The sequence below is a fragment of the Desulfurella multipotens genome (assembly GCF_900101285.1).
GTDB lineage: Bacteria > Campylobacterota_A > Desulfurellia > Desulfurellales > Desulfurellaceae > Desulfurella > Desulfurella acetivorans.
Genome location: NZ_FMYU01000001.1, coordinates 146311 through 164838, shown reverse-complemented (window position 1 = coordinate 164838; position 18528 = coordinate 146311). Strand labels below are relative to the sequence as shown.

20 protein-coding genes, 1 tRNA gene and 1 riboswitch are annotated in these 18528 nt (G+C 32.1%); of the genes, 8 read left to right on the top strand and 13 right to left on the bottom strand.

Going from position 1 to position 18528, the window contains the following annotated elements:
* The 5 genes from BLQ93_RS00855 to BLQ93_RS00835 form a co-directional block, all read right to left on the bottom strand.
* Positions 1 to 279 (bottom strand): hypothetical protein, encoded by a 279-nt coding sequence (locus BLQ93_RS00855; RefSeq protein WP_025392538.1) that lies wholly within the window; start codon positions 277 to 279, stop codon positions 1 to 3.
* Between the two features lie 62 nt (positions 280 to 341).
* Positions 342 to 429 (bottom strand) — tRNA-Ser (locus BLQ93_RS00850).
* A gap of 49 nt (positions 430 to 478) precedes the next feature.
* Positions 479 to 667 carry a hypothetical protein gene (locus BLQ93_RS00845; RefSeq protein WP_025392537.1) on the bottom strand — a complete coding sequence of 63 codons (189 nt, stop codon included), beginning with the start codon at positions 665 to 667 and terminating at the stop codon, positions 479 to 481.
* Positions 668 to 679: 12 nt separating this feature from the next.
* Complete coding sequence (gene pseB, locus BLQ93_RS00840) at positions 680 to 1675, bottom strand: UDP-N-acetylglucosamine 4,6-dehydratase (inverting) (RefSeq protein WP_025392536.1); 996 nt, start codon at positions 1673 to 1675, stop codon at positions 680 to 682.
* 30 nt (positions 1676 to 1705) lie between these two features.
* The gene (locus tag BLQ93_RS00835; protein ID WP_025392535.1) at positions 1706 to 2278 is read right to left on the bottom strand and encodes a nitroreductase family protein; all 573 of its coding nucleotides are present in this window, start codon (positions 2276 to 2278) and stop codon (positions 1706 to 1708) included.
* Positions 2279 to 2323: 45 nt separating this feature from the next.
* Here BLQ93_RS00835 and BLQ93_RS00830 point away from each other — a divergent pair, with 45 nt between their 5' ends.
* From BLQ93_RS00830 to BLQ93_RS00820, 3 genes are read left to right on the top strand one after another with little or no spacing between them, the layout of a single operon-like run.
* On the top strand, positions 2324 to 3172 hold the full coding sequence (locus tag BLQ93_RS00830) for an ABC transporter substrate-binding protein (protein WP_025392534.1): 849 nt from the start codon (positions 2324 to 2326) through the stop codon (positions 3170 to 3172).
* Positions 3141 to 3788, top strand: a complete 648-nt coding sequence (ispD, locus tag BLQ93_RS00825) for a 2-C-methyl-D-erythritol 4-phosphate cytidylyltransferase (protein ID WP_025392533.1) — start codon at positions 3141 to 3143, stop codon at positions 3786 to 3788. The genes BLQ93_RS00830 and ispD overlap by 32 nt, the downstream gene beginning before the upstream one ends.
* Positions 3772 to 4434 carry a LysE family translocator gene (locus BLQ93_RS00820; protein WP_092127495.1) on the top strand — a complete coding sequence of 221 codons (663 nt, stop codon included), beginning with the start codon at positions 3772 to 3774 and terminating at the stop codon, positions 4432 to 4434. Before ispD ends, BLQ93_RS00820 begins: the two co-directional genes overlap by 17 nt.
* On the opposite strand, the gene BLQ93_RS00815 is transcribed toward BLQ93_RS00820, so the two are convergent.
* From BLQ93_RS00815 to lptM, 7 genes are read right to left on the bottom strand one after another with little or no spacing between them, the layout of a single operon-like run.
* Positions 4423 to 5040 (bottom strand): LysE family translocator, encoded by a 618-nt coding sequence (locus BLQ93_RS00815; RefSeq protein ID WP_216818714.1) that lies wholly within the window; start codon positions 5038 to 5040, stop codon positions 4423 to 4425. The genes BLQ93_RS00820 and BLQ93_RS00815 overlap by 12 nt on opposite strands.
* Before the next feature lie 3 nt (positions 5041 to 5043).
* Positions 5044 to 5232 carry a DUF3783 domain-containing protein gene (locus BLQ93_RS00810; RefSeq protein ID WP_025392530.1) on the bottom strand — a complete coding sequence of 63 codons (189 nt, stop codon included), beginning with the start codon at positions 5230 to 5232 and terminating at the stop codon, positions 5044 to 5046.
* On the bottom strand, positions 5229 to 6578 hold the full coding sequence (glmM, locus tag BLQ93_RS00805) for a phosphoglucosamine mutase (protein ID WP_092127493.1): 1350 nt from the start codon (positions 6576 to 6578) through the stop codon (positions 5229 to 5231). The genes BLQ93_RS00810 and glmM overlap by 4 nt, the downstream gene beginning before the upstream one ends.
* Positions 6579 to 6587: 9 nt before the next feature.
* Positions 6588 to 7454 carry a GTPase Era gene (gene era, locus BLQ93_RS00800; RefSeq protein WP_092127491.1) on the bottom strand — a complete coding sequence of 289 codons (867 nt, stop codon included), beginning with the start codon at positions 7452 to 7454 and terminating at the stop codon, positions 6588 to 6590.
* Entirely contained in the window at positions 7447 to 8112 is a 666-nt protein-coding gene (rnc, locus tag BLQ93_RS00795) for a ribonuclease III (protein ID WP_025392527.1), read from the bottom strand. Before rnc ends, era begins: the two co-directional genes overlap by 8 nt.
* Entirely contained in the window at positions 8103 to 9644 is a 1542-nt protein-coding gene (gene nadB / locus BLQ93_RS00790) for an L-aspartate oxidase (RefSeq protein WP_092127489.1), read from the bottom strand. The genes rnc and nadB overlap by 10 nt, the downstream gene beginning before the upstream one ends.
* Positions 9641 to 9754: an LPS translocon maturation chaperone LptM gene (gene lptM / locus BLQ93_RS09845; RefSeq protein WP_414647638.1), complete on the bottom strand. Its 114-nt coding sequence runs from the start codon at positions 9752 to 9754 to the stop codon at positions 9641 to 9643. The genes nadB and lptM overlap by 4 nt, the downstream gene beginning before the upstream one ends.
* Positions 9755 to 10079: 325 nt before the next feature.
* On the opposite strand from lptM, the gene BLQ93_RS00785 reads away from it, so the two are divergent.
* A complete protein-coding gene (locus BLQ93_RS00785) occupies positions 10080 to 11009 on the top strand; it encodes a sulfurtransferase (protein ID WP_092127487.1) in 930 nt (309 codons plus the stop codon).
* 36 nt (positions 11010 to 11045) lie between these two features.
* Here the strand turns inward: BLQ93_RS00785 and BLQ93_RS00780 are convergent, their stop codons facing one another.
* Positions 11046 to 11777 (bottom strand): MFS transporter, encoded by a 732-nt coding sequence (locus tag BLQ93_RS00780; protein ID WP_216818713.1) that lies wholly within the window; start codon positions 11775 to 11777, stop codon positions 11046 to 11048.
* A gap of 164 nt (positions 11778 to 11941) precedes the next feature.
* Positions 11942 to 12081, top strand: a riboswitch (cyclic di-AMP (ydaO/yuaA leader).
* A 109-nt stretch (positions 12082 to 12190) separates the two neighbouring features.
* On the opposite strand from BLQ93_RS00780, the gene kdpA reads away from it, so the two are divergent.
* The 4 genes from kdpA to BLQ93_RS00760 are packed head-to-tail and all read left to right on the top strand — an operon-like array spanning position 12191 to position 18511.
* The gene (gene kdpA, locus BLQ93_RS00775) at positions 12191 to 13912 is read left to right on the top strand and encodes a potassium-transporting ATPase subunit KdpA (protein WP_092127485.1); all 1722 of its coding nucleotides are present in this window, start codon (positions 12191 to 12193) and stop codon (positions 13910 to 13912) included.
* A 1-nt stretch (position 13913) separates the two neighbouring features.
* A complete protein-coding gene (gene kdpB, locus BLQ93_RS00770; RefSeq protein WP_092127483.1) occupies positions 13914 to 15974 on the top strand; it encodes a potassium-transporting ATPase subunit KdpB in 2061 nt (686 codons plus the stop codon).
* A gap of 10 nt (positions 15975 to 15984) precedes the next feature.
* On the top strand, positions 15985 to 16566 hold the full coding sequence (gene kdpC, locus BLQ93_RS00765; RefSeq protein ID WP_092127481.1) for a potassium-transporting ATPase subunit KdpC: 582 nt from the start codon (positions 15985 to 15987) through the stop codon (positions 16564 to 16566).
* On the top strand, positions 16553 to 18511 hold the full coding sequence (locus tag BLQ93_RS00760; protein WP_092127479.1) for a DUF4118 domain-containing protein: 1959 nt from the start codon (positions 16553 to 16555) through the stop codon (positions 18509 to 18511). The genes kdpC and BLQ93_RS00760 overlap by 14 nt, the downstream gene beginning before the upstream one ends.
* Positions 18512 to 18528 lie beyond the last annotated feature (17 nt).

Sequence of the window (18528 nt, the reverse complement as noted above, 5' to 3'; positions counted from 1 at the left end):
TTATATTTTCAAATTAATAAGGCTTCCAAGCATTTTGTTTTGCGATTTTAATACAGCCACATTAGCTTTTAAATCTATTAAATTCATGTTTGAGTACACTATTTGTTTTGTTAAATTAACATTGTTTTGGTTATTATCTGAAGTCATTGCAATTTTATGTTTTTTGTTATTTAAATCAATTTCTTTGTAGCCTTTTGTGTTAAGATTGGCTACATTAAAAGCAATAATACCTTGTTTTGCTAAAATGTTTCCAATTGCATTTACAGTAATACTAAACATTGTGTACCTCCTTTTGAGAAAAATATACCTATCTGGTAAAAAATCAAACAGTTGGACGAGATTGGCGGAGAGGGCGGGATTCGAACCCGCGGTAGGTTACCCTACACACGATTTCCAATCGTGCTCCTTCGGCCACTCGGACACCTCTCCTTAAGTTTTATTTATACAGAGTTTTAATTAAATGTCAAACAAAAGGTTTTTATTGAGTCTTATTCTTTTTTTCTTCTGATTTTTTGCGTAATTCTTCCAAATCTAAGCTACAATCGCCAAAACTTGCTCCATAAGCATCTTTATCAGATAATTTTGGTTTTTTTGTTATTTTTTTATTTATTAAAACAACTATTATTGCAATGATTATAATTAGCACAATAATAATAAACCATAGCATAATTTAACCTTTTTAGTATTCAATTGTAAGGGATCTTAGTTTTGATTTAATATCATCTACGCTAAGCCACTTATCATTTGCATCAGAAGAGTATCTAAAGCCTTTTTTTACCAATTTACCACCAGGCTTAACACTACTTTTTCCCCACCAGTTAAATTGGGGGTATATTATAAAATGATCGTCGTATTCATAAGTGTTTCTTGCGTCTTCTGGTGTTATCATAACTTCGTGTAATTTTTCGCCTTCTCTTATGCCAACTTCTTTTAATATGCAATCTTCACACATGGCTTTTGCTAAATCTACTATTTTAAAAGAAGGAATTTTTGATACATAAATTTCACCTCCATTAGCTTCTTTAATGGCCTTAAACACCAACTCAACTCCTTCTTCTAAACTAATCCAAAACCTGGTCATCTCAAAATCAGTTATAGGTAATTCTTTTTTGCCTCGATCTATAAGGCTTTTAAAGAAAGGTATTACGCTACCCCTGCTTGCTGCAACATTACCGTATCTGACTACACAAAATTTTGTTTTCTTTTTGCCTACATAAGCATTGCCTGCTACAAATAGCTTGTCTGAAACTAGTTTAGTTGCACCATATAGGTTAACAGGATTTACGGCTTTATCTGAAGATAAGGCAACTACCTTTTCAACGCCTAAGTCAATACTTGCATCAATTACATTTTCTGCACCATATATGTTTGTTTTTATGGCTTCTAATGGGTTATATTCTGCTGTAGGCACTTGTTTTAGTGCTGCTGCGTGTATTACAACATCCACACCATCTAATGCCCTATACAATCTTTCTTTGTCTCTCACATCACCAATAAAAAAACGCAAAATAGAATCATATTTGCTAAATTCTTTTTGCATAAGAAATTGCTTATACTCATCTCTTGAGTATATGATTAACTTTTTTGGCTTGTATAATTTTAAAATTTCTTTTGTAAAGGCTTTTCCAAAAGATCCTGTTCCGCCTGTTATTAGTATTGTTTTTTCATTAAGCATATTTAACCCCTTTAACTTAAATAGCAAAATCTATTCTATAATTGCATAAATTAGCTCAGAAAGGCTTCTTTTTGGCACATAATGTATATTATTGATCCTGTAATATTTTATATCGTTTTTAGCATCAACAATCTTTATTGTTTCTGCAGGTTTTCCAATTGCTACAACATATAATATTTCTAGGTTATCTTTTAACTTTAATATGGAAGAAAGCCTGGGTTTATCTATAGCAGCTATTGTACATCCGCCAAGACCCATCTCAACGCTTTTTAATAGAATTGTTTGAAGTGCAATTCCAGCGTCAGTTAAAACAAAGTTATCGTTGGAAATATTTTTGTCTTGCAAAATTACAATATACGCAGATGGCCTTTGGCTTTTGTCTGGCCCATCCCAATCTGTTAAATAACCTGCCCATTTTAGAGTACTAAAGATTTGTTCATTTTTTTCTTCATTGCAAGAAGCTATATACTTTAATGGCTGAGCATTTTTGGCTGAAGGTATAAAGCGCAATATTCTTAAAATATTATTTATAGTATTGCAGTCAATTTTTACTTGAGCAAATTTTCTATAACTTCTGTTTTTCATAATTAGTTCATCTAACATAAAAACCTCCTTGCGTGTTTTAGTATTAAAGATTATAATAAAATTATGAAAAGGTCAATAATTGCTTTGGTAATTTGTTTAGTATTTGCCATTAATGCTTTAGCGGTTACTGTAAAAGATGACATTTCAAGGACAATAAATATATCAAAAGCAAAATCTATTGTAGTGTTAAGCCCAGCTGCTTGTGATATATTAGAAGAAATCGATGCATCAAATTTAATTGTTGGATATACGGACTATGCTAAAAAGCCTAATCCAAAAGCAGTAAATGTAGGAGCATTTGGTACATTTAATGTAGAAAAAATTATATCATTAAAGCCAGATTTAGTTATTATGCCAAGATTTATTTACGAACGCTATACTGCAGGGCCGCTCGAGGTTTTAGGCATAAAAGCGTTTGTTTTCGATCCAAAAAATATTAAAGATATTGTAAGTGATGTCGAAAAATTTGGTTTGATTACAGGAAAAATAAATCAAGCAAAAAATAAAATAAATACATTTGTAAAACAAGTTTCAACATTGTATAAAATTGATAAAAAACCTACTGTAGCTTTTGTAATATGGTTTTCACCTATTATTGTGGCAGGAAAAGATACATTTATTTCTAATGCTATAAATGTAGCTGGAGGTAGAAATATAATACCAAAAGATGGTTGGCCAGTTGTTACAAGTGAGTATTTAATAGAAAAAAATCCTCAGTTTTTAATAGTTAATTCTCGCTTTAAAAACGATATTTTTAAAGAAAATAAACTTTTTGAATATTTTTATAAGAAAAATAGAGTTTTGTTTATAGACAATTCTTTGATAGAAAGGCCAAGCTTGAGTATTATCAAAGGGATAAAAATTTTAAACGATTATTTTTATGAAAACTGCAATAATAACGGCCGCAGGTAGCGGTAGTCGTTTTGGATCAAAAAAGCAATTTGAAAAACTAAACAATAAAATTGTCTTAGACTATAGTGTGGAATTTTTTAAAGAACTTGGTTTTAATATTATCGTTACAGTTCCACAAGAAGATATTGAGTTTGTAAAAAAACGCTATAAATTTGCAAACATTGTGCAAGGCTCAAGTGAGCGTTTCTATTCTGTTTATAATGGTTTACAATTAATTAATGAAGGTATAGTATTGATCCATGATGCTGCACGGCCTATACTTGATAAAGAAAAAGTTTACAAATTGCTCGATATTGTTTATGCTAAAAAAGCAGCTATTCTTGCTATAAAGTGTACAGATACTTTAAAGTTTGTGGAAAATGATTTTATAAAATTTACTGTAAAGCGCGATTTTATATATTGTGCTCAAACACCACAGGGTTTTGACGTTAAAATGCTTAAAAAAGCTTATAAAATGGCTTTAAAAGACAAATTGGTATTTAGTGATGAAGCAAGCTTATGGGAACATTACATATCAAGTGTAGCGATTGTAGAAGGTTATCGGTATAATATAAAAATAACGACAAGACAAGATTTAAAATTAGCAAGTTGTATATTGAATGATTTTGTTTTATGAACACCTTATAATTATAATTGTTTTTGCTTTTTTGGTAGGTTTTTTAATTGCAATGCCAATTGGTGCTGTACAAATTGAAGTAGCCAAAAGAGCAATAAATGGCAATTTAAAATCTGCATATATGGTGGCTTTGGGTTCTGTGTGTTCTGATGTAATATATGGGCTTTTGGCAAGTTTTAGTATTACAAGTTTTTTAGATGATGAAAAAGTTAAAGCTGCTTTGTTATTTGGCAGTGGTGTTTTGCTTGCTGTCTTGTCCATTATGGCTTTTAGAGATGTAATAAAAAAAAATATTTCATTACCCAAACTTGAACATAAAACCCATCATATGTCTATTATAACAGGGTTTACAATGTCATTTACAAACCCACTAATGATAGTTTTCTGGATTGTTTATGTGCAGTTTGCCTACGATATAGGTATAATACCTTATTATAACACTATATATCTTTTTGCTTTTGTATTATTTAGTGGTGTAGGTTTGTTGAGTTATCTTCTTTTAATTGCTAAAATTTTAAATCATGTAAGAAAATCTTTTAATGAAAGCCTGGTTGACAAGATAAATATTATTTTAGGTTTCGTATTAGCTGGCTTTTCTATATATTTTTTAATTCGCTCATTTCAACTTTTTAAATCAGTAATGTAAAATTAATTTTAGCAATATAGATATACCAAAGCCAAATATTATAAGTGCAGATAGAATATTTACATAAACGCTAACTTTTTGGCTAAAAAAAGACTTGGTTTTGTACACAAAAAACGGCATCAAGCTTATCCATATCATTATAGCACAAATTAAACCTATGAGTGTAAAGCTAAATTGCAGATGATTTTGACCAATATAAGCTAACATACTTGTCCAAAATAATATTGTATAGGGATTTAGAATTGTTAAAATATAGCCTTTTGAGTACGATTTAAAAGGACTTGCAAAATAAATTTGTGTTTTGAGTTTAGCACTATCTATTATGCGCGATTTAAAAATTCTATAGGCTAAATATATTAAAAATACACCGCCTAATAAACTAATAATACGAAAAATAACAGATTGCTCTTTTATATTAACAAAAATACCGAAGAAAATGAGCGTTAAGTATGTGATATCTGCACACATTGCACCAAGTCCTAACAAAAATGCGTTTCTATAAGATACAAGTGCTTCATTAATAATAAGTATATTTATTGGTCCAATTGGAACACTTGCACCAGCGCCTAGTATAAAACCACTTACAAAAGAGCCTATAATACTCATATTTTAAGTAAATTCTAGATGTTCTTTTTCAAGATCTAAAAGTAATTTTTTTAACACCTGGTTTAGCGAGCTTTCAGTTGTTGAAGCAATTATAGCTTCTGGTAAAAGTGAGTCCTTTTCAAGCTGTTTATATAGTCTTACAAACTTTATAAGTTCTTCTTGGTCAAAATCATGCAAAATTATTGTTTTCATGATAGATGCTTCTCAATTGTTTTTGAAATTAATTCAATACCTTCGTTTATTATGTTTATGTCTTTTGATTCAATTGTGACCCTAACTACCGGTTCTGTCCCGGAGTAGCGCACAATAAGTCTGCCTTCACCGTTTAAACTATTTTTTACATGTTCTATTGCTTTTTGAATATCGTCAATTTCTTCTAAATTTACCTTTTTACTCACATGGACATTTTTTGTTTTTTCTGGGACTTTTGTAAAATTTGTTAACAGGGAAGAAAGCTTAACGTTCTTTTCTACTATAATTGATAAAACGGCCAATGCGGTAATTATACCATCACCTGTTGTATTAAAGTCAGATAATACAATATGACCTGAAGGTTCTCCTCCTAAATTGTAATTTTTTTCAAGCATTCTTTGTATTATATACTTATCGCCAACATCGACTCTTTCTAAATTGATACCATTTTGTTTTAACGTATGTTCAAGCCCAAAGTTACTCATAATTGTGCCAACCACGGTATTATTTTTTAATTTCCCTTTGTTTTTTAAATCAATTGCCAAAATTGACAGGATTGCGTCTCCATCAATAAGTTTGCCAGTTTCATCAACCATTACAACTCTATCTCCGTCACCATCAAAAGCAATTCCAACATCTGCCCTAAAGAGTGTGGTTTTTTCTATTATATTGTTAGGGTAGGTTGAACCACATTTCTCATTAATATTGATGCCATTTGGTTCGTTATTTATTACAATGACTTCTGCGCCAAGTTCTTCAAATATCATGGGTGCTACTTTGTATGTTGCCCCATTTGCACAATCAATAACAAGTCTTAACCCATCCAGCTCAAGATTATATGGAAATACATTTTTTGCAAAAACAATGTATCTGCCAAGAGTGTCTCTTATCCTGAATACTTTTCCAATATTTGCACCCAAAAACTTAATATTGTCTAAAGCATTAGATAATGTATATGATTCAATTAGTTCTTCCAATTCAACAGATATTTTTATACCTTCATGCGAAAAAATTTTGATACCGTTATCATCGAAGGGATTATGAGAAGCAGAAATAACTACTCCTGCATCTGCTCTCATGCTTTTAACTAAAAAAGCAATGGCAGGCGTAGGCATAGGTCCCACTAAATACGCATCTGCCCCCATAGATACTATACCTGAAGTAATAGCAGATTCAAGCATATAACCAGAAATTCTTGTATCTTTTCCTATTATAATTTTCTTTTTTTTATTTTTTTGAGAATCAAGTGCGTAGACTAAAGCCTTTCCAAGTCTATAAGCTAAATCACCAACAAGTGGGAAAATATTTGCTTTACCTCTTATGCCGTCTGTGCCAAAAATTTTCATGATTACTCCTCATTCGCTTAAAAATTCTTTTATGAGTTTTTCATTTTTAGTCCAACCTTTTTTGACCTTTACCCATAAATCCAAATATACTTTTGTACCAAGAAAATCTTCTATCTTTTTTCTTGCGCTTGAGCCAATTTTTTTCAGCATTGAACCATTTTGACCTATAACTATAGCTTTTTGTGAGTCTTTTTCTGTATATATTATTGCTTTTATATATGTAAGGTTTTCGCTGCGTTCTTTAAATTCATCTATTACTACTGCTACATAATAGGGTAATTCTTCTGATAAGTTTTCTATTAGGGTTTCCCTAATCAGCTCAGATACAATAAATCTAACATTGTGTGTAGAAATTTCATCTTCAGCATAGTATTGTGGGCCTTCTTTTAGTTCTTCTAATATGGCATTTAATATTTCATCTTTTGGGTTATCTCTTAGTAAACTTGTTACAATTATTTTTTTTGGATTAATGATAAGAAATTCGGCTTTTATTGAATCTATCTGCTCTTTTGTAAGTTTGTCGGCTTTGTTTATAAGCAATATGACATTTTTTTTCAAAAGTAAGTCTTCGTAATTTTTTATATAATCATTTCCAGGACTATCCGCAATAATAAGGCAAACATCGGCATCTTCAATGGTTGATTTTATGCTTGATAGCATTACTTGATTAAGTTTTTTTTGGCTTTCGTGTATGCCTGGTGTGTCAATAAAAATTATCTGATAGCTATCCGTAGTTAAAATGCCTTTTATAGGTGTTCTTGTTGTTTGAGGTTTGTTTGTTACAATTGATAATTTTTCACCAATCATTAAATTTAAAAAAGTTGATTTGCCAACATTTGGCTTTCCTATTAAAGCAACATATCCAGATTTAAACATTTTCTAACATCTCCATTGTTTCTAGTGCAGCGTTTTTTTCTGCTTCTTTTTTACTTTTTCCTATGCCTACACCGAAGCTTTTATTGCCAATTATAACCTGGCTGTAAAAAGTTTTATTATGTTGCTCACCTTCTTCTTTAATTAGGACATATTCTGGCAATAATGCAAATCTTTTTTGTGTTAATTCTTGTAAAACAGTTTTTGGGTCAAATAGCTTATATTCACTAAATTTTTCAATTTTGGGCTTAAGAAGGGGTAAAACAAAATTTTTAGCACTTTCCAGACCAGAGTCTAAATAAATAGCCCCAATTAAGGCTTCAAATAAATCTTCCAATATTTTTTTATTAAGTGCTACTTGTTTTTGTCTTTCGCTTTTGCCTAACTTGCAGAATTCGTACAACTTTAAATTTTTTGCAATCTCGGATAAAACATCCGAGTTTACTGTAGCAGCTCTCAGTTTTGATAACTCTCCTTCTCTTAAATTTTGAAAGTTATTAATTAAATATTCGCTTACAATTAGTTCAAGCACAGCATCACCCAAGAATTCCAATAGTTCATTTGAGTAAAAAGGGTTTTTTGTGTAAGACCTATGCGTTAAGGCTTTATCTAGCAATGCTTTGTTTTTAAATTTATACCCAATAATTTCCTCTAAGTCCATTTTTCTAAATCTTTTATATTTAAACTTACATGAGATTTATCTGTTGGAGGCCATGGTGTATCAATGCAGTAGTGAGCTCCAACTGAGTTTTTTCTCTCAAGCGCAGAGCGTGATATTAATATTGCTATAATAAGCAGATTTCTATAGTCTATATCTATACTATTGTTATCTTTGATTGTTTGAAAACTTGATAGGCTGCATTCAAATAAATCTGTTACACTTGATAGTTTTCTTACTATTCCAAGATCTTTAAAAATTCTATCCTTTAAATTTTTTATTTTAGTTTGAAAATTTTTTGTTGTACCTGTTAATTTTGTGGATTCATCTGTTTTTGAAGAAAAGTTTTTATTTTCTAAATAAGCCTTAACTGATATGGCTGCCCTTGCGCCATAAACCAAACCTTCAAGCATGGAGTTGCTTGCCAGGCGATTTGCTCCATGTACACCATTGCAGGCACACTCACCACATGCAAAAAGGCCACTTATATTTGTTTTACAATCGACATCTGTTTTCACTCCCCCCATTGTATAATGAGCAGCAGGTGATACAGGAATGGGTTCTTTTGTTATATCAAGACCATATTTTAGACATTCGTGATAAATTGTGGGAAATCGTTTTTTTACAAACTCGCTATCAAGGTGTGATATATCTAGATATACATGATCTTTTAGGTTATTTTGCATCTCAGAAAAGATGCTTCTTGCTACAATATCTCTTGGGGCTAACTCTAGCTGTTTGCTGTATTTTTCCATGAAACGCTCACCTTTATCATTTATTAATATTGCACCTTCGCCACGCATCGATTCGGATAATAAAAAAGACGGAGCTTTTTTGTAGTTTAGCGCTGTTGGATGAAACTGTACAAACTCCATATCTTCCACAGTGCACCCGACTAAAAATGCGCTTGCTATACCATCACCTGTCGTTAATGAAGGATTTGTGGTATGATTGTAAATTGCAGCGTAACCACCTGTTGCTAAAACTACGGATTTTGCATATATGTAGTTAAGTGTGTTTTCTTTTAGGTTGTGAAACTTTGCACCAATAACTCTTTTGTTTTCAACAAGTAAATCTATCAAACGATAATGCTCATTAATTTCAATGCTTTCTTTTTGGGCTTTATTAAGAAGCGTTCTTTCTATTTCTGCACCTGTTGCATCACCATTTGCGTGCAGTATCCTGTTTACACTATGGGCAGCTTCTTTTGTAAAATTTAACTCGCCGTTTTCGTTTTTATCAAATTGACAACCCCAATCTATTAGCTCTTTTACTTTATCTGGTCCTTCTTTAACCAGAATTTCAACGCTTTTTTTATTGCATAAACCAGCTCCAGCAATAAGTGTATCTTTAATGTGTAAATCAAAATTATCGTTTTTCGATAAGCAAACTGCTATGCCACCTTGAGCATAGTTTGTGTTTGATTCACTGGCTTTATCTTTTGTAAATATTGCCACATCAACGCCAAGTCTTTTCAGCTCAATTGCAGCTCTAAGTCCTGCTACACCACTACCTATAACAATGCAATCTCTCACTTTATAACTCCTATTTTTGCAATAGAGCTTGGCGGCACTATGTCCGTTTTTCTACCACAGCTTGCAACAACCAAACTCAATAGTACAAGCGCGATAATTACTTTTTTCATAGTGATGTTTTATTGAATTTAAAGCACAATGTCAAGCTATTTATTTTGTATTGATTTGTAAGTATTTATACTACTTTAAATATTTGGTTGTATGTAAAAATAATTTTTTGTTTTTTTTGTTGTAGACTATTTATAATTATGCTTATGTAAAAGAGAAGGAAAATTGCATTTACAATTAATTTATTCTAATTAACTGTTCTTCTATAAAATATTATTATCAAAAAATCCAGAAATATTATTAAATTTTATTTGTAATAAAAAAATAATAGTAATTCAATAATATAATGACTTAATTATATTACTAATAAATGCAAGAAGGTTTTGTATGTTAAAACGTATCTTACTTATTGTCAGCATTTTAACGCTGACAGGATTTAATTTGGCACTGGCAAAAGTTGGTATTCTTTCTACATCTGAGGTAGCATCCATGATTGGTAAGAAAAATGTTGTTATTGTAGATGCAAGAGATTATAAATCCTATCTCGAATCACATGTAAAAGGTGCAATAAGCTTACCTTCCACAGGTGATTTATTTGCAATGAGATTTCCAGGTGTTAAAGCTAGAAGTATAGCTTCAAATACTCAAATCGAGATAGCGTTATCAAAATTGGGAATTAAACCAGATGATACAGTCATAGTTTATGCAGGTGGCAAAAAGGCAGCATTTTTCTTAACTAATGCAACAAGAGTTATGCTTGCGCTTTATTGGGCAGGCATAAAAAATGTGCATTATATGAATGGTGGTTATCAAAAGTGGGTTGATGAAAAAAGACCAATTCAAAAAACAGTAACTAAGCTACCTCCGACACATTTTGTAATTAAGCACAATAATACAAATGCATATTGCTTTAGCAATTTTGTAATATGGGGTGTAAATAACTTGAATAAAATTCAGATTGTAGATGCAAGACCACTTGATCAATATACTGGAGCACTAATTAGCGATAAAAGGCTTGCAAAACATGGTCATATCAAAGGCGCTATTGATTTGCCAGCAAGTAACTTTATGGAAAAAGTCGATAATTATTATATTTTAAAACCAAAAAAACAAATTGAAGAGGTGTTCAAAAAAGATGGTATAAATTTAAACAAACCCATTATATCTTATTGTAATACAGCTAGATTGGGTAGTGGTTTGTGGTTTGTAGCAAATGCCCTTTTTAATGATAAACTTGTTTGGGTTTATAATGGCTCTATGGTAAGTGCTTCAAGGAACCCAGAAATTCCAATTGTTAAAGGTAGCAATCCCCTGTAAAAATAAACCGGCATTACTTTTAAAGTAATGTCGGTTTTATGTTTTTATTTTTAAATAAAAGGTACTTGCAATAAGAATAATTGCACACAATGTAACCCATAGGATAGAAAAACCAAATTTGCTTATGATAAAAGATGAAAACAAAGGACTCAATATACCACTTGTTTGCCAAAACATATTTGAAAAACCTGCTGCAGCCATACTTGAAAACATAATGCCAGACATTACTTTATCAATGCCTATACCTAAAAAATATTTATAAGCATAAAGAGTAATGCTCCAGTATGAAGCAAAAAATAACAACCCGCCAAAAGAAATTAGTAAAACATTTTTGTTTTTTATTATTTTCAAATTCATTTTACTTGAAGTTTTATAGCTTTTAAGACCGAAAGATAAAATACCAACTATAGCGCATAGTGATGCTGGATAAATCCAACCTGCACAAAAGCCCATCAGCAGGCTAAGTACATACTCTTGATAAATATTTGTTACTATACCAGAAAAAAAAGTTATTATTGACAATAAAATTAAAGATAAAGAAATAATTTTGCCACAATCAAATCTGTCTGATACAAAACCAGCAGGTATTTGGACAGCTATATATCCAAAAAAATACAGTGCGAAAATATGGCCATCCTGGGTTATTGTAGGTTTTAATGGCATATATACAGATAGTATACTCCACATTAATCTTGTATAATAGCTTAGGAAAAATGCACCGCTTGAAATTACAAGAGGAAAAAGACTATGAGACTTATCTTTAGACAATAATTTGCCTCTTTGTGAAAATTCATTGTATTGAACCTTAAATAAATAATTTTTTCATTATGTTTATATTAATATTTTTTATTTAAAAGTCAATTATAGTTTTACAAAGCTTCTTATATATAGAAAATTTTATGCTTGACTTTTTAAAAAATAAATGTTAGAAGGAATATTAATAGTCGAAGCTTTGCTATTTGCAAAGCGCGGGGGACCCAATTGTAATGGGGCGAATTCCTTATTTGTAAGGATAGAGCACTCATAAGCTCGAGCCCGTCAGCTAACCTCGTAGACTTTTATGGGGTGTGTTATGTTTATATTTAAAAACCTTCGAAAAGAAGGTTACGCGAACACGTCTTTTAAATTTGCCATTGTGTGATATTATTATATCTTTAAGATTTAGCAAAAAGGAGGAGTTTATGCCTATTAGCGACATTATACAATTTTTAGTTTTTATTGTGCTTGTAAGCCTTCTGGTAAAGCCATTAGGCTCTTACATGGCAAATGTATTCAATGGAGAAAAAACTGTATTATCATTAGTTTTTAGGCCAATTGAGATTTTCATTTATAAAATTGCCAATATTGACGAAACCTACGAGATGAATTGGAAAGAATTTGCAATTTCTATGTTGATTTTTAACGCCATAGGTTTTGTGGTTTTATTTTTAATTTTAGTTTTACAACAATTTTTACCTTTAAATCCCCAACATTTTAAAGGATTTAATCTAGATTTAGCCTTTAATACAGCTGTGAGTTTTATAACAAATACAAACTGGCAGGCCTATTCTGGAGAAAATACAGCAAGCTACTTCACTCAAATGCTTGGTCTTGCAGTGCAAAATTTTCTTTCAGCTGTTACAGGCATAGTTGTTTTGCTGGCTTTGATAAGAGGTTTTACAAGAAAACAAACGACAAATCTTGGCAATTTCTGGGTAGACTCAGTAAGGACAACTCTTTATATTTTACTGCCTTTATCAGTAGTAGCTGCTGTTATCTTAATGAGTCAGGGTGTTATACAAAACTTTAGTAGCTATAAAACAGTCCATTTGTTAGAACCCTATATTAATGCAGGCAAAGTCATAAGTAACCAGGTATTGCCAATGGGTCCAGTTGTATCGCAAGAAGCTATTAAGCTACTTGGAACAAATGGAGGCGGTTTTTTTGGTGCAAATTCTGCGCATCCTTTTGAAAACCCAAACGGTTTCACAAATTTTTTTGAAGCTTTTTTAATTATTTTAATACCTGCAGCTTTAACATACACTTTTGGGTCTATGATAAAAAATAAAAAGCAAGGTTGGGCAATTTACCTTGTTATGTTAACAATGTTTGTTGTTTTTTTGGGTATAGAATACACTTCTTCTTTAGGAAATGATCCCCTAATATCACGTCTTGGTGTTACAGGCCACTATATTGAAGGTCAAGAAGTAAGGTTTGGCATAGGTGGCACATCTTTGTTTGCAACTACTACAACAGCTGTAGCGTGTGGTGCTGTTGATGCAATGCACGATTCACTTTTACCTATATCTGGAATGGTACCGACTGTACTTATGCTGTTAAGCGAAGTTGTTTTTGGCGGTGTTGGCTCCGGTCTTTACACTATGATAGCTTTTATCATTATAGCAGTTTTTGTGGCTGGTTTGATGATTGGGCGTACTCCAGAGTTTCTAGGTAAAAAGATAGAAGTAAAAGAAATGTGGATGGCAATAATTGTTGCTCTAACATCTGGTATATTAGTACTTATTTTTACAACTATTGCTTTTATTACAAAAGCCGGTGTAAGCTCAATCCTAAACCCTGGTCCACATGGTTTAAGTGAGATACTATACGCTTTTGCATCTACTGCAAACAACAATGGAAGTGCTTTTGCAGGATTAAATGCAGATACAGTTTTTTATAATATCACAACAGCGATTGCTATGCTTATTGGCAGATACATCCCGGCAGTGGCAATTATATATATGAGTGGTGCTTTAGCCCAAAAGAAATATACTCCGCCAAGCGTTGGTACGCTTCCTACAGATAAAGTGCCTTTTATGGTATGGCTTATTCTTGTAATATTGATTGTGGGTGCTTTAACATTTTTTTCAGCTTTAGCATTAGGTCCATTTTTGGAAAATATTTTAATGTTAAGAGGTGCATAATATGGAACAAAAGAAAACTACATCAATATACAACCCAGAATTAATAAAAACTGCACTAATAAATGCTTTAAAAAAATTAAACCCTATGGAGTTAAAATCCAACCTTGTAATGCTGGCTGTAGAAATTGGCAGTATTTTAACAACAATAGAATTTATACTAGAAATTTCAGGTTTAAAAAGTGGACCCTACTGGTTTACAGGTTGGGTCTCTTTGTGGTTGTGGTTTACGGTTATTTTTTCAAATTTTGCAGAAAGCTTATCAGAAAGCAGAGGTAAAGCGCGTGCAGAGTCTTTGAAAAAAACTAAAACTCAGATTACAGCTCATAAACTTAAAGAGGCAAAATTTGATAGTGAATACACAGATATACCTTCTACCCAGCTAAAAAAAGATGATTTAGTATTGGTAAAAGAAAATGAGTTAATACCAAGCGATGGTGAAATAGTAGCTGGTGCAGCACTTGTTAATGAGTCTGCTGTAACCGGTGAATCTGCACCGGTTATAAGGGAAGCAGGTGGAGATAGAAGTGCAGTAACAGGCGGTACAAAAGTAGTGGCAAATTCCATTATAGTAAAGATAACCACCAACCCCGGCGAGACATTTTTGGATAGAATGATTACAATGGTAGAAGGGGCAAAACGCAGAAAAACGCCAAATGAAATTGCGCTTGAAGTATTACTTGTATCATTGACCGTTGTATTTTTACTTGTTGTTATTAACCTCAGAGCTTTGTCAGTCTATGCTGTTAACTCTTCAGGGCATGGAGAGCCTGTGTCATTCGTGGTTTTGATTGCATTATTTGTTTGCCTTGCCCCAACAACAATTGCAGCTCTTTTGCCTGCAATCGGTATTGCTGGTATGGATAGGTTATTTAGAAAAAATGTAGTGGCATTATCCGGCAAAGCTGTTGAAGCTGCTGGAGATGTAAATGTGCTTTTGTTAGACAAAACTGGAACAATTACACTTGGCAACAGACAAGCAGCAGAATTTATACCTGTTGACAACCACACAGAAGAAGAATGCGCCAAAATATCGCTTTATGCTTCTATCGGTGATGAAACACCGGAAGGCAGAAGCATAGTTGTATTGGCAAAAAGAAAATATAACTTAAGAGCCCAGTCGCTTTCACAACAAACAAAAATCATACCATTCAGTGCAAGTACAAAAATGAGTGGTGTAGATATTGAAAATCACAAGTATAGAAAAGGTGCTTATGAATCAATAAAAGCTTATATACTGGAAAATGGCGGTACAATTCCTGACAATCTGGAATCTATTGTTGAAAAAGTATCAAAGCAGGGTGCGACACCTCTTGTTGTTACTTTAGATAATGATATAGTAGGCGTTGTAAATTTAAAAGATATTCTAAAAAAAGGTATTAAAGAGCGATTTGCCCAGCTTAGAAAAATGGGTATAAAAACTGTTATGATAACTGGTGATAATCCACTTACAGCAGCTACAATTGCAGCAGAAGCTGGTGTTGATGATTTTTTAGCTGAAGCAAAGCCAGAAGATAAATTAAGACTTGTTAGAGAGTATCAATCTCAGGGTTTGATGGTTGCAATGACTGGCGATGGTACAAACGATGCTCCTGCTTTGGCCCAGGCTGATGTTGCTGTTGCAATGAATACAGGTACGCAAGCTGCACGTGAAGCTGCAAATGTTATTGATTTAGATTCGAACCCTACAAAACTATTAGACATAGTTGATATAGGAAAACACATCTTGATGACAAGAGGAGCTTTAACTACATTCAGTATTTCAAATGATATAGCTAAGTATTTTGTAATTATACCAGCTGCTGTAGTTGCAATATACCCACAGCTTAATGTATTGAATATTTTGCATTTGGCTAATCCATATCTTGCAATTTTGTCTGCTGTTATATTTAATGCCATTATAATTCCTTTACTTACACCACTTGCATTAAAAGGTGTATGGTATAAACCTATGCCAGCAGAAAAATTACTGATATATAATCTGCTTATATATGGTGGTGGTGGCTTAGTATTACCGTTTTTAGCTATAAAATTGATTTATGTAATTCTAAGCATAATACATTGAGGTGTATGATATGAAAAATTTAAAAAGTGGCCTTATAGTCTTTGCATTTTTATTTATAATAACCGGTGTTGTATATCCTTTAATCGTTACAGGCATTGGTCAGCTTGTATTTAAAAGCCAGGTCAATGGAAGCCTTATATATATTGAAAATAAACCTGTAGGATCAAAACTTATAGGTCAACCATTTCAAAACCCAGGTCTTTTCTGGTCAAGACCATCTTCAACTGATGATTTTCCATACAATGCTTTGAGTAGTGGTGGATCAAATCTTGGTCCAACAAACCAGATACTTGTTAAACGTGTTGAAGAAAGAATAGCTTATTTAAGAAAAAATGACTTCAAAGGGCAAATACCATCATCTCTGGTGCTGGATTCTGGGAGTGGGTTGGACCCTGATATTACACCTCAGGCTGCTTATTCTCAAATTCCTAGAATATCTATGTATACTCACATACCGCAGAATGTTTTAAAATCATTAGTTTCAAAACATATCAAAAAAAGGCAATTGGGTTTTTTGGGTCATGATAGGGTTAATGTTTTAGAACTGAATTTAGCATTAATAAAAATGGAAAAAGACTATGCAGGAAAATGATATAAAAAGACCGTCTCCAGAAGAATTATTAGAAATTGCAAAGCAACAGGAAGCATCTGAGCAAAAAAAAGGAAAACTTACCATATATTTAGGGTATGCGCCAGGCGTTGGTAAAACATACACAATGCTTTCAGATGCTCATTTAAGAAAAAAAGAAGGTATAGATGTTGTAGTAGGATATGCAGAAACGCATGGAAGGGTTGAAACTGAAAAGCTTCTTGAAGGACTTGAAGTTATAGAGCCTTTAATTGTTGATTACAAAGGCCTTAAACTAAAAGAAGTTAATTTTGAAAAAATTATACAGCGCAAGCCCCAATTAGTAATAATTGATGAGCTTGCCCATACAAATCCACCTAATTTTAAAAATGTAAAGCGCTATCAAGATGTAGAAGAAATTTTAAATGCCGGTATAGATGTATATACTGCTCTAAATGTTCAGCATATAGAGAGTCTAAATGATTTGGTCTATCAAATAACAAATATAGCCATCAAAGAAACAGTGCCAGATAAATTTATAGAGCAAGCAAGCGAGATAAAGCTTGTGGATTTAACACCAGAAGAACTATTAAAAAGACTTCACGAAGGCAAAGTTTATGTAAGGGATATGGCTCAAGCGGCCATTGGAAAGTACTTTAGATCAGGTAACTTGCTTGCATTAAGACAGATTGCTTTAAGGATTGTAGCAGATAGCGTTGATGGAAAAATGCGCTCATATATGAAACAACACGCTATAGCAGGACCTTGGGCAGTCAAAGAAAAAGTACTTGTTGGGATATTTGCTAGTCCTTATGCAGAGCAGCTTGTTAGAGCTACATATAGATTTGCAACAGAAATAGATGCTCAATGGATAGCAGTTCACGTTGAAACGCAAAAAAATCAATACTTTACAGATCAAGAAAAGGCATGGTTAAATAAGGCTTTTGATTTAGTAAGAAGTTTGGGTGGTCAGATTGTTTGGATTAAAGGAGATGATATAACTACAGAAATAGTCAATTATGCTAAATCTCAAAATGTTACAAAAATTGTTATAGGAAAACCACGCAAATTTAGTATGTTTTCGCCAACTATACCAGAAAAATTAATTACGCAAACTGAATTTATTGATGTGTATTTGATTGCCCCAAAAGATAAAAAATCTCAAGAATTTTTAAAAAAGAAAAAGTATGGCATTAAAAATATAAAAGACTATTTATATTCTACTATAAACATTGGTGCTGTTACACTGCTAAGTTTGATTTTAAAAAATCACTTAAATCACTCAAGTTTGATGTCTATATTTTTAGCTGCTTTAGTATTAAATGCTTTAATTTTTGAAATACCTGCAGTGATTGTTTCAATAGTTATTAGTGTTTTAGTATTTGATTTTTTCTTTATACCACCCCAATACACATTTTATATTTCAAATTTTAACTATTTAATTTCTTTTTTGGTTTATGTTGTCGTTATTGTTTTTATTTCTGTACTTGCAACAAAGCTTAAAACTAAGGTAAATCTGTTAAAAGAAAGCCAGCTTAGAGAATTGAGTTTATATGAGTTAAGCAATAATCTTGTTATGGCAAGCACAAAAGAACAGGTTTTATCTATTTTGATAAACCACATAAAAAAGTTATTTAATGTTGAAGCCGCTATATTTATTGCTGATGAAAACAATAAATTAAAGGTTGGAGCAAAAACTAAAGATTTTGAAATTAACTCAGAAACTTTAGGTATAGCTAACTGGTCATTTATAAATAAAAAAAATGCAGGCTTTGGAACAGATACAATTTCAAATGCTACCGCACTTTATATACCGATGATTACAACAAACGGTGTATTTGGTGTAATCGCTATAAACTTAAAACAACTAAACAAACCCGTAACAATTGACCAGACAGTTGCAATAGATGCAATAGCACATCTTGGAGCAATTGCACTCGAAAGACTCAAGCTTATGCGATGTAGTTAATTAATCTAGCATAACTC